This is a genomic window from Pseudoflavonifractor capillosus (assembly GCF_016899775.1).
Taxonomy (GTDB): Bacteria; Bacillota; Clostridia; order Oscillospirales; family Oscillospiraceae; genus Lawsonibacter.
The window spans coordinates 62,563-74,051 of the sequence record NZ_JACJJE010000012.1; the positions used below are offsets into that span (position 1 = coordinate 62,563).

Here is an 11,489-nt window from a genome sequence, read left to right on the forward strand (position 1 = left end):
CTTAAGTGGTTTTAGCTGCAATCATCTGATAAAAATGGCGAAAAACCGGCATGGGATCAGAGGTGTCCGGCAGAGGGACGCTTACCATCATCTCCGGGTGCCACTGCACTGCCATCACCGGGAGGATTTTATGGTGAAAGCTCTCGATCAAGAAAGCTTCTTCCTCGGGGCGGCCCAGAAGAGTCCCTTCTCCCGTCTGTTTTGCCCCAAATGGGCAGGGCCAGGGCAAAAGTCCTGGCCCTGCCCGCGGTAGAAATGGGGGATTAGAAAATAGTTGCTACATATAAGAAAGGCTGTTAATTCAACTTGTCTTTCCTGCTGCGGAAGAAATCGAGGGTTAGTTCCCGCAGCTTCTTGACAAAGAACATCGTGCCGCCAACATTGACTGTGATGATGACCATATTCAGCACATCCACGTAGGGAAGAGCCGCATCTACACCGATCAGACCTCCCACCACACAGCCGCCCACTACCAGGACCTGGATAATCCATTTGGCGGCATTGCCAAACATACCATAGGCGGAGACGCCGGAGGCTGTGGCGATGGATAGGGCGGAGGATGCGGCGAAGAGAATCAAGCTGATGGCCGCGATAACATGGCCCACGGGGCCAATAGTTCCGAATGCGTTGATGGCCAGGACCGATCCAGGGGCGCCGCTCTGCCACTCGCCGGTACACAGCACCACTAATGCGGTGAAGGAGCAGATCACCAGCGTGCAGGCAAACACTTCAAAGATACCGTACATGCCCTGTTCCACGGGGTGATCTACATCGGCCTGGGCATGAAGAATGCTGGAAACGCCGTTGCCGCCATCGTTGGAATAGATCCCTCGAGCGCAGCCGATAGAGATAGCTGTACTCAGGGTGGAACCGGCAAAGCCGCCCACGGCCGCCGTCCCGGTGAAAGCATTGGTGAAGATACTGACCAAAGTGGGAATCAGATTGTCGATGTTCAGAATGATAACCAGCAGCCCGGCCAGCACATAGATCACCGCCATGATGGGGACCAGCTTATCAGTCACCTTGACCAGCATTTTCACGCCGCCCAGGATGACAAAGACCACAATGATGGCGAATACAACAGTTGAGGCAATGGTAGGAATGTGGAAGGTCTCCGCGGAGTCCACGATAGCGGCCGCATGTGTTCCACAGGCAATGGGTGAGCTGATCACAAAGAAAAAGCCCCAGATCAGGCCCAGGGGTTTCCACACCTGGGACAGATAGCGGTTAGCGCCGCCCTGCCAGTTTCCGTCTTGGTCCTTGGTGCGGGTAGCAACCGCTAGAGTGGCCTCGGCATATTTCAGGGCCATGGCCACAAATCCAATCACCCACATCCAGAACACGGAGCCCGGACCGCCGATGGCAATGGCGCTGCCCACGCCCACGATATTGCCGGTGCCGATGGTATTGGCCAGAGTGGCCACCATTGCCTGGACGCCGGAGATACTGCCTTCTTTTCCGCTATTCCCCTTCCGGGCGCTGCCAAAGGTCTTTTACAGCATAAAGCCAAAGTGCTTGAACTGTACGAAATCACAGGCCACTGTAATGATCAGACCGCCGCCCATCAGGATAATCAACAGCGGAAGGCTCCACATCCAGGAGGTGAACCCCATAATCCCGTTATAAATGGCAGTTAAAATTTCCATGGTACACCTCCCATTCAGCTCTTGCTGTGATCCATCAGACTATAGAAATACCGGACGACCTTTGTCAGGTCCAGGTGCTTGCACAGCATATCTCCCCCCATCTCTGGGTGCCACTGGAGACCTACAATGGGAAGACTTTCATGATAGACAGCCTCAATGATACATTCGCTGCTGCCCTCCCGGAGCTTTCCGCTTTGGGCTAACTGGATGTAATCGGCCTCCTTAGTTTCGTCAGCGCACCAGATTTGAGAGACGCGGAAGCCATCAGCCAGGCGCTTCAGCGCCTGGTGGTGACCGCTGTTGATCTTCATCTTTTCTCCATACATCTCATACATAAATGCTCATGTACGGTAAGGAAGCAAGCAACCGAAAACAAGAGATAGACCGCCAGCACTACACTATTCCGAACCAAAGACCAAAAGATAAGCATTGTGGGAAAATCTAAACTTTTGGATTTTCCTACAATGCCAACTACGGCGGAATCCCTCCCACTCCTTATATCTTTCTGTATACATTGAATTTGTATTTAGTAAAATGCAGACAACACCACGGATCGGCTTTTGGTTGGACAATTCCAACCAAACACCACAGCAGACAGCAGAAAACATTCTGAACGCTAGGAAGCCGGTATGATTGTTACATATAAGGGGAAGAAAAATTTCTTTTAGGTACTTGCTTTCCTAAAACTGATGTGATACAATGATTTAATCCAGAAAAGGAGTAAAAAATATGCGGCAAGGTATTCTTAAATAAAACTATAATCAAATAGTGGGAACAAAGGATTATGATAGCTCCTTTTGTAGGGGCTTAGTTTTTTGTACCCAATTTAAGAATACTTTTGCCTTATCAATTTTGACATATCCCCAAAAACAGCAATCACAAACAGGTGTATGCTGTATATGTGTATGTCCGCAACTTATAATCCCCAGTGGTAAAAGTATTTTACTGCTGGGGATTTTTATGCCCTTTGGGGCTGTAAAGGGAGGACAATCACATGAAAATAATCAATATTGGAATTCTTGCCCATGTAGACGCTGGAAAGACGACCTTGACGGAGAGCCTGCTATATGCCAGCGGAGCCATTTCAGAACCGGGGAGCGTCGAAAAAGGGACAACGAGGACGGACACCATGTTTTTGGAGCGGCAGCGTGGGATTACCATTCAAGCGGCAGTCACTTCCTTCCAGTGGCACAGATGTAAAGTTAACATTGTGGATACGCCCGGCCACATGGATTTTTTGGCGGAGGTGTACCGCTCTTTGGCTGTTTTAGATGGGGCCATCTTGGTGATCTCCGCTAAAGATGGCGTGCAGGCCCAGACCCGTATTCTGTTCCATGCCCTGCGGAAAATGAACATTCCCACCGTTATCTTTATCAACAAGATCGACCAGGCTGGCGTTGATTTGCAGAGCGTGGTTCAGTCTGTTCGGGATAAGCTCTCCGCCGATATTATCATCAAGCAGACGGTGTCGCTGTCCCCGGAAATAGTCCTGGAGGAAAATACCGACATAGAAGCATGGGATGCGGTCATCGAAAATAACGATGAATTATTGGAAAAGTATATCGCAGGAGAACCAATCAGCCGGGAAAAACTTGCGCGGGAGGAACAGCAGCGGGTTCAAGACGCCTCCCTGTTCCCAGTCTATCATGGCAGCGCCAAAAATGGCCTTGGCATTCAACCGTTGATGGATGCGGTGACAGGGCTGTTCCAACCGATTGGGGAACAGGGGGGCGCCGCCCTATGCGGCAGCGTTTTCAAGGTTGAGTACACCGATTGCGGCCAGCGGCGTGTCTATCTACGGTTATACAGCGGAACGCTGCGCCTGCGGGATACGGTGGCCCTGGCCGGGAGAGAAAAGCTGAAAATCACAGAGATGCGTATTCCATCCAAAGGGGAAATTGTTCGGACAGACACCGCTTATCAGGGTGAAATTGTTATCCTTCCCAGCGACAGCGTGAGGTTAAACGATGTATTAGGGGACCAAACCCGGCTCCCTCGTAAAAGGTGGCGCGAGGACCCCCTCCCCATGCTGCGGACGACGATTGCGCCGAAAACGGCAGCGCAAAGAGAACGGCTGCTGGACGCTCTTACGCAACTTGCGGATACTGACCCGCTTTTGCGTTGCGAAGTGGATTCCATCACCCATGAGATCATTCTTTCTTTTTTGGGCCGGGTGCAGTTGGAGGTTGTTTCCGCTTTGCTGTCGGAAAAATACAAGCTTGAAACAGTGGTAAAGGAACCCTCCGTCATTTATATGGAGCGGCCGCTCAAAGCAGCCAGCCACACCATCCATATCGAGGTGCCGCCCAACCCGTTTTGGGCATCCATAGGACTGTCTGTTACACCACTCTCGCTTGGCTCCGGTGTACAATACGAGAGCCGGGTTTCGCTGGGATACTTGAACCAGAGTTTTCAAAACGCTGTCAGGGATGGTATCCGTTACGGGCTGGAGCAGGGCTTGTTCGGCTGGAACGTAACGGACTGTAAGATTTGCTTTGAATACGGGCTTTATTACAGTCCGGTCAGCACGCCGGCGGACTTCCGCTCATTGGCCCCGATTGTATTGGAACAGGCATTGAAGGAATCGGGGACGCAGCTGCTGGAACCTTATCTCTCCTTCATCCTCTATGCGCCCCAGGAATACCTTTCCAGGGCTTATCATGATGCACCGAAATACTGTGCCACCATCGAAACGGCCCAGGTAAAAAAGGATGAAGTTGTCTTTACTGGCGAGATTCCCGCCCGCTGTATACAGGCATACCGTACTGATCTGGCCTTTTACACCAACGGGCGGAGCGTATGCCTTACAGAGCTGAAAGGATATCAGGCCGCTGTCGGTCAGCCGGTCATCCAGCCCCGCCGTCCAAACAGCCGCCTGGACAAGGTGCGCCATATGTTTCAGAAGGTAATGTAAAGATACATAATCGTCAAGACGGCAACAATCAGAAGTTATGGAGGGTAACAATGGAATATAGTAAGGAAGATTTAATGGAAGCAAAAAAGCAAATTTGGGGAGTGGGAGAGAACATGGGAACAGAGGAAAGTAAAAAAATCTGGGAGGAGAACGCACAATTTTGGGATAATGCAATGGGTGACGAATCTAATGAATTTCACAGAGAGGTAGTGCGTCCCAAAGTAACGGAACTTCTATCTCCTAATCCTGCGGATTACATTTTGGATATTGCGTGTGGCAATGGAAATTATTCTTCGTATCTTGCACAAAGAGGCGCTTCGGTTGTCGCTTTTGATTACAGCAAAAAAATGATAGAATTGGCTAAAAGACGGCAATCACAATATGCAAAACAAATTGAATTTTGTGTGGCGGATGCGACCGATAGAAAAAGTATATTAGAATTAAAAAGAAATCGAGCCTTTACGAAAGCAGTTTCTAATATGGCAATTATGGATATTACGGATATTGAACCACTTCTTATGGCTGTTTATGAACTGTTGCAGGAAAGCGGAATTTTTGTCTTTGCAACGCAACACCCTTGTTTTGTCACGTTGACTGAAAAATATATGACACCGCACAGTTACTATGATATAGCGATTGAAGGGCAACCGAAAGAGCAGATTTATTATCATCGTTCCATACAAGATATTTTTAACCTTTGTTTTAGAGCTGGATTTGTCATTGATGGATTTTATGAAGAATGTTTTAAAACCAACAAAGAAATTCCTATGGTAATGATAGTAAGGCTTAAGAAGGTAAAACGTGATAGCTTAAAATAAATTCAAGTTTGTCGGGTAAATAGCAAACCCAGCCGAGCCAGTCAACGGTCAAGATGAACGGCGCATATGCGCAGCCGTTGACAGCCCCGCCCGCCTTTGCTGGTAGGCAATCAAGGGGCGACAGCAAGAAGTGCCACCGCCCCGCACTATTATTCAGAAAGGGGAATTTCCATGACCGACCAGATAGCCTATCAAGAATATATCCAGCGCAGGTACAACGCCTTTTGCAAGACTGTTATCCGCTGTGCCGCCTTGGACAAGATTTTGAAGCTTAAACGGCAATGGGAACGGCAAGTTTCCCTTGACTATCTGATGAACGAGAAGTTTGTCCAGTTTGCCGCGTCGGAGCCGGACGAGGAATACCCATTTACCGTCTGCGGTCAGACCGTCCTGCTCTGCAACGCCGCCCTTGCCGACGCGATCTCTGTTTTGCCGGAGCAGACGCGGGAAGAAATCCTGCGCTATTACTTTCTGCGCCAGCCGCAGCGCGTGATCGGCGCGTGTATTGGCCGGTCACGCAGCACAGCGGGGCGGCATATCCAGCTTGCCTTGCAGCGGCTACGCGAAGAAATGGGGGTGAGCCGGTATGAGTAGACTTCTCCCCTATGAAACAATCCTCAAAGCCCGTGAGGGCGACCCAGAAGCCGTGAACGCTGTCCTGCTCCACTACGCCGGATATATCCGCTATTTCTCAAAAGTGAACGGGCAGGTCAACGCCGAGGTGGAGGACTATGTAAAGCAGCGGTTAATTGACTGTCAATTCAAGTTCCGGCTTGACGAACCACCGGACAAGTCATAAAAACTGAATACCAGCCGCCACCGACGCGGCCAGCGAAAGCAGTAAGTCTTGAAAAAGATTTACTGCTTTTTTTGTTGTCCGGCTCCGCTCCCGGCCATTTTGCCCCCTGCCGGTTGTAGTAGTAAGCGAGGAGGGAATTTTTCTGCCCTGGTGTTTGGCATTTGGAGCATTTACCCGTAGTAGAGGGCAAAGAGAAAGGATTTCTCCAACACCGGGTAGAAACCACTGCGTCCGGTGTCATTTTAGCGAAAGCGGGCAGGAATGCCCTTTACAGGATTAGTAGTAGCAGAAAAAGAGAAACAAACTTTTGTGGTTGCAGTTTTCCAAAAAAGTGGCGGACGGAAGTGAGAGAAAGTTTGCAGTCACGGAGAGCAAGTTTCTACCACGGTGCCAAAATCCGCAATTCTGCAGTTTTGCCCCTCGCGGGAAACTTGTTGGGGAGTGCCTTCCCCAAACCCTGCTCATGCGCCCTTACGGGCGAGAAAGGAGGTCACACCATGCGAAAGAAATACAACACGCCCCACCGCAGCCGCGTTGTGAAAACCCGGCTGTCCGAAGATGAGTATGCCGACTTCACAGCGCGGCTTGCGCCCTATGGTATCAGCCAGTCCGAATTTCTCCGGCAGGCGATACGGCGGGCGACCATACGCCCGGTTGTCCATGTGTCGTCGGTCAATGACGAGTTGCTTTCCGCTGTCGGGAAGCTGACAGCCGAGTACGGCAGGATCGGCGGCAACCTCAATCAGATTGCCCGGTATCTGAACGAATACGGCGTACCCTACAACACCCTTTCCGGCGAGGTACGCGCCGCCATATCCGACCTTGCCGTCCTCAAGTATGAAGTCCTCAAGAAAGTAGGTGACGCGGTTGGCAACACTCAAGCATATCAACTCTAAAAACGCCGACTACGGAGCCGCCGAACAATATCTGCTCTTTGAGCATGACGAGTTTACCATGAAGCCCGTCCTTGATGAAACCGGCAGGCTTATCCCCCGCGAGGACTACCGGCTGTCCACGCTGAACTGCGACGGGGAGGATTTTGCCGTTGCGTGTATGCGGGCCAATCTCCGCTATCAGAAAAACCAGCGGCGGGAAGATGTGAAAAGCCACCACTACATCATCAGCTTTGACCCGCGGGACGGGCCGGACAACGGCCTGACCGTAGACCGGGCGCAGGCGTTGGGGGAACAATTCTGTAAAGAGCATTTTCCCGGCCACCAGGCCCTTGTCTGCACCCACCCGGACGGGCATAACCACAGCGGCAACATTCATGTGCATATCGTCATAAACAGCCTGCGGATTGAGGAAGTGCCGTTCCTGCCCTACATGGACAGGCCGGCCGATACGAAAGTCGGCTGCAAGCACCGATGTACCGACGCTGCCCTGCGCTACTTCAAATCCGAAGTCATGGAGATGTGCCACCGGGAGGGGCTTTATCAAATCGACCTCTTGAACGGCAGCAAGAACCGCGTCACCGACCGGGAGTATTGGGCGCAGAAAAAGGGACAGGCCGCGCTGGACAAGCAGAACGCCCCCATGATTGCCGATAGTATCACGCCCCGGCAGACCAAGTTTGAAACGAACAAGGAGAAGCTGCGGCAGACCCTACGGAAAGCCCTTGCCACCGCCGCCAGCTTTGACGAGTTTTCCTCTCTGTTGCTGCAGGAGGGTGTGACCGTCAAGGAGAGCCGGGGGCGGCTTTCCTACCTCACGCCGGACAGGACAAAGCCAATTACCGCCCGGAAGCTGGGCGACGATTTTGACCGCGCCGCTGTCTTTGCCGTTTTAGAGCAAAACGCCGCCAGAGCAGCCGAAGCGCCAGCCAGATCCCCCGATCCCCCACGCACCATAAAAGACCGCTTGCAGGTTGCCAGAGCCGAGATAGCCGCCCCGAAACAGGACGGAGTGCAGCGGCTTGTGGACATTGAGCAGAAAATGGCCGAGGGCAAAGGCCGGGGCTATGAACGCTGGGCGAAGATACACAATCTGAAGCAGGCCGCCAAAACGCTGTCCGTCTACCAGCAATACGGCTTTACTTCCCCGGAGCAGTTAGAAGCCGCCGTTGACACCGCCTATCAGAAAATGCGCCAGACCAGCGGCGAACTGAAAGCACTGGAAACGAAGCTGCAAGGGAAAAAGAAGTTGCAGCGGCAGGTGTTGGCCTACGCCCAGACCAAGGCCGCCCGCGACGGGCTGCGGGCACAGAAATCCGAGAAAGCCCGCGCCGCATACCGGCAGGCCCATGAGAGCGATTTTATCATAGCCGACGCAGCAGCCCGGTATTTCAAGGCGCATGGCATTACCAAGCTGCCCGCCCGGAAAGCGTTGCAGGCCGAGATCGAGCAGCTTATCTCCGAGAAAGACGGCCTGTATAACACCTATCACGAACAGAAACAGCGGTTCAAGGAGTTGCAGACCGTCAAGCGGAACATCGACCAGATTTTGCGCCGGGACGAGCCGCACCGCAGAAAGGAGCAGAGCCATGAGCGATAACCTGCCCCACATGGACTACCGCCAGCACCGGCGGGCGCGGCGGCTGGTACATGAGTGCTGTAACTACGATGAGGGGAACTGCCTGCTATTGGACGACGGGGAGCCTTGCGTGTGCGTCCAGAGCATTTCCTTTTCCCTCATGTGCCACTGGTTCCGTGTGGCTGTCCTGCCCCTTGACGGGGAGCTGGCCGCAGCCCTCTTGTGCCGGGGAAGCCGGAAACGGTGTGCCGTCTGCGGGGCGGCCTTTGTCCCCAAATCCAACCGGGGAAAATACTGCCCCGACTGCGCCGGGCGCATGAAGAAAATCAAAGCCGCCGAGAGAAAGCGGAAACAAAGGCAGAGATGTCACGCTTTAGAGCCTTTCAAACCCGCATAAATCAAGGCTTTTTTCGTGGGTGTCAAAGGGTACGCGATACATTTATCCTTTTCCCCCGGAAACGGCGTTTTAATGCGTGACAATACGCCAAAATCAACCCGAACACAGGGAGGTGATCCTATCGCTGATTATATCAGGGCAGACACGCGGCTGCCCGCCTATCTGCCGTATCCCCGTTTCCTGCTGAAAATGGAGATTTCACAGACCGCCAAGCTGCTGTATTCGCTGCTGTTAGACCGTTCCACCCTCTCCCAGAAAAACAAGTGGCTGGACGACGAGGGCAGGATTTATATTATCTATCCCATCGCGGAGATAGCAGAAATACTGGATAAAGGCAGCACCACCATCAAGGGGGCGCTTAATGAACTGGACACGGCGGGGCTGTTGGAACGGGAACGGGGCGGCTTCTCCGCACCGAACCGGCTTTATGTCAAAGTACCGCCAGTGCCACAGGTACAGTTTTCAGACCAACTGATGGCCGGAAGTCCGCCCCTCATAGAGCCGGAAAACCGTCCTACTGATGGTCAGAAAACCGACCTTATGATGGTCGGAAAACCGTCCCCTAACCAAACTACTATAAACAACCTTACAGAGAGCCAAACAAAGGGAGTGAGTGGGGGGCCGTCCGCGCCCTATGGCCGATATGGAAATATTTTTCTGTCACAGACCGAATACGACGAGTTGCAGGCAGAGTACCCTGACAGGCTGGAACGGTTCATCGAGGAAATGAGCCGCTACCTTGCCGCCAACGGGAAAAGCTACCAGAACTATGCCGCCGCCCTGCGGATATGGGCGGGGAACGACAAAAAGGAAGCCCCTAAAAAGGGCATACCAGACTACTCATGCAAGGAGGGCGAGAGTTTATGAAGAATGAAATCAACGCGGTTTTGGAGAATATGACGACCACCATCCCGGAGCCGGAGGACTACACCGGCGAGGACGGTTTACTGTACTGCGGCAAGTGCCGCAAGCCGAAAGAAGCCTATTTTGCGCCGGATAAGGCCGCTATCTTCGGGCGCGACCGCCACCCGGCAGAGTGCGACTGCCAGAGAACCGCCCGCGAGGAACGGGAAGCCGCCGAAAAGCGGCGCAGACACCTTGACACCGTGGAAGAACTGAAACGCCGGGGCTTTACCGACCCCACCATGCGGGACTGGACTTTCGAGAACGACAACGGCAGGAACCCGCAGACCGGGCTTGCCCGCCGGTATGTGGAGCATTGGGAAGATATGCGGACAGACAATATCGGCTGCCTGTTCTGGGGCGGCGTAGGCACCGGCAAAAGCTACCTTGCAGGCTGTATCGCAAACGCCCTCATGGAGAAAGAAATCCCCGTCCGCATGACGAACTTTGCTCTTATCCTCAATGACCTTGCCGCCAGCTTTGAGGGGCGCAACGAGTACATTTCCCGCCTTTGTCGTTATCCGCTGCTGATCCTTGACGACTTCGGCATGGAACGCGGGACGGAATACGGGCTGGAACAGGTGTTCAATGTGATTGACAGCCGTTACCGCAGCGGCAAGCCGCTGATCGTCACGACCAACCTTACGCTGGACGACCTGCACAACCCGGAGGACACCGCCCATTCCCGGATTTATGACCGCCTGCTTTCCATGTGCGTCCCGGTACGCTTTACCGGCGACAACTTCCGGCAGGAAACCGCCAAGCGGAAAATGGAGAGCATGAAGAAACTGATTACCGACTGAAAGGAGTATTGCCTATGGCAGATAACAAGCAGCACGACACCCGCACCACCCGCCGCCCTGACTGTGTGACGGAAATCCGCATGGGCAATTCCGTCCTTGTCGTGTCCGGCTATTTCAAGAAAGACACCACAACCACAGCCGCCGACAAAATGGCGCGGGTACTGGAAGCGGAAGCCGCTGCTACACAGGAGCCGACTTATCCGGCGTGAACCGGGGCATGGAAAAGCGGCCATGCCAGGGAGCATGACCGCTGGAACGAAAATCGGAAGTGCTTTAGCAATTCTTAATCTCATTCTCTATAAAATAATTTGCAATTTCAAAGGCTTTTATTCTTCTCTTTGCCAATGTGATTTGTGATTTATAACGCTCGGAATTATCCTTTGATTCAAATGTTTTTACTGTTTCTCTTAGCTTGTGCAGAGTTGAATCAATTTGCCTTTTGGCCGCGGTTAATTCATCTATTGTATACTTCATGTTTTCTCCTTTAACTTCTGATTTTTTTGTTAAATCAGAGTATACCACGGAGTTATGAACTTTTCTACTGCAAATATGGGACGACAACCCATACCATAAAAATCGGAAAATTGAAAAGCTGTAAAGAAGCAAATTTAACGCTTTTGCCGCTGTACAGCCCCCGCCGTTCCGTGGTACAATGAAACCACGGAATAGTGGGGCTGGCTGTCGGAAACGGAGGATTTTATGTTAAGACAAGCCACCCAAAACCTCATTACCGCCCT

Annotated in this window: 14 protein-coding genes and 1 pseudogene; 10 read left to right on the forward strand and 5 right to left on the reverse strand. The window is 52.4% G+C overall.

Annotated features, from left to right (window positions below; translation table 11 throughout):
* Window position 1: 1 nt before the first annotated feature.
* The 4 genes and pseudogenes from H6B31_RS05740 to H6B31_RS05755 form a co-directional block, all read right to left on the reverse strand.
* Window positions 2-151, reverse strand: a complete 150-nt coding sequence (locus H6B31_RS05740; RefSeq protein ID WP_204897676.1) for a hypothetical protein — start codon at window positions 149-151, stop codon at window positions 2-4.
* 145 nt (window positions 152-296) lie between these two features.
* A pseudogene (locus H6B31_RS05745) lies at window positions 297-1,466 on the reverse strand (alanine/glycine:cation symporter family protein); the annotation flags it as partial.
* Window positions 1,467-1,493: 27 nt separating this feature from the next.
* A complete protein-coding gene (locus H6B31_RS05750) occupies window positions 1,494-1,646 on the reverse strand; it encodes a hypothetical protein (RefSeq protein ID WP_204897677.1) in 153 nt (50 codons plus the stop codon).
* Window positions 1,647-1,660: 14 nt separating this feature from the next.
* Entirely contained in the window at window positions 1,661-1,981 is a 321-nt protein-coding gene (locus H6B31_RS05755; protein ID WP_204897678.1) for a gamma-glutamyl-gamma-aminobutyrate hydrolase family protein, read from the reverse strand.
* A 659-nt stretch (window positions 1,982-2,640) separates the two neighbouring features.
* On the opposite strand from H6B31_RS05755, the gene tet(W) reads away from it, so the two are divergent.
* From tet(W) to H6B31_RS05805, 10 genes are all read left to right on the forward strand, one after another.
* Window positions 2,641-4,560, forward strand: coding sequence for a tetracycline resistance ribosomal protection protein Tet(W) (gene tet(W) / locus H6B31_RS05760; RefSeq protein ID WP_002586627.1), 1,920 nt, complete (start codon window positions 2,641-2,643; stop codon window positions 4,558-4,560).
* Window positions 4,561-4,610: 50 nt separating this feature from the next.
* On the forward strand, window positions 4,611-5,378 hold the full coding sequence (locus H6B31_RS05765) for a class I SAM-dependent methyltransferase (RefSeq protein WP_002586626.1): 768 nt from the start codon (window positions 4,611-4,613) through the stop codon (window positions 5,376-5,378).
* A gap of 171 nt (window positions 5,379-5,549) precedes the next feature.
* Window positions 5,550-5,972, forward strand: coding sequence for a sigma-70 RNA polymerase sigma factor region 4 domain-containing protein (locus H6B31_RS05770; protein WP_002586616.1), 423 nt, complete (start codon window positions 5,550-5,552; stop codon window positions 5,970-5,972).
* Window positions 5,965-6,177, forward strand: a complete 213-nt coding sequence (locus H6B31_RS05775) for a helix-turn-helix domain-containing protein (protein ID WP_002586615.1) — start codon at window positions 5,965-5,967, stop codon at window positions 6,175-6,177. Before H6B31_RS05770 ends, H6B31_RS05775 begins: the two co-directional genes overlap by 8 nt.
* Window positions 6,178-6,674: 497 nt before the next feature.
* Window positions 6,675-7,073, forward strand: a complete 399-nt coding sequence (locus tag H6B31_RS05780) for a plasmid mobilization protein (RefSeq protein WP_002596229.1) — start codon at window positions 6,675-6,677, stop codon at window positions 7,071-7,073.
* Complete coding sequence (locus H6B31_RS05785) at window positions 7,045-8,670, forward strand: relaxase/mobilization nuclease domain-containing protein (RefSeq protein WP_002596230.1); 1,626 nt, start codon at window positions 7,045-7,047, stop codon at window positions 8,668-8,670. Before H6B31_RS05780 ends, H6B31_RS05785 begins: the two co-directional genes overlap by 29 nt.
* Complete coding sequence (locus H6B31_RS05790) at window positions 8,660-9,046, forward strand: cysteine-rich VLP domain-containing protein (protein ID WP_002596231.1); 387 nt, start codon at window positions 8,660-8,662, stop codon at window positions 9,044-9,046. The genes H6B31_RS05785 and H6B31_RS05790 overlap by 11 nt, the downstream gene beginning before the upstream one ends.
* 72 nt (window positions 9,047-9,118) lie before the next feature.
* Window positions 9,119-9,913 (forward strand): replication initiator protein A, encoded by a 795-nt coding sequence (locus tag H6B31_RS05795; RefSeq protein ID WP_006356266.1) that lies wholly within the window; start codon window positions 9,119-9,121, stop codon window positions 9,911-9,913.
* Window positions 9,910-10,752, forward strand: a complete 843-nt coding sequence (locus H6B31_RS05800) for an ATP-binding protein (protein WP_002596233.1) — start codon at window positions 9,910-9,912, stop codon at window positions 10,750-10,752. Before H6B31_RS05795 ends, H6B31_RS05800 begins: the two co-directional genes overlap by 4 nt.
* Window positions 10,753-10,766: 14 nt before the next feature.
* Entirely contained in the window at window positions 10,767-10,961 is a 195-nt protein-coding gene (locus H6B31_RS05805; protein ID WP_002596234.1) for a transposon-encoded TnpW family protein, read from the forward strand.
* A gap of 64 nt (window positions 10,962-11,025) precedes the next feature.
* Here the strand turns inward: H6B31_RS05805 and H6B31_RS05810 are convergent, their stop codons facing one another.
* Window positions 11,026-11,274 carry a hypothetical protein gene (locus H6B31_RS05810; RefSeq protein WP_233265681.1) on the reverse strand — a complete coding sequence of 83 codons (249 nt, stop codon included), beginning with the start codon at window positions 11,272-11,274 and terminating at the stop codon, window positions 11,026-11,028.
* Window positions 11,275-11,489: the final 215 nt, after the last annotated feature.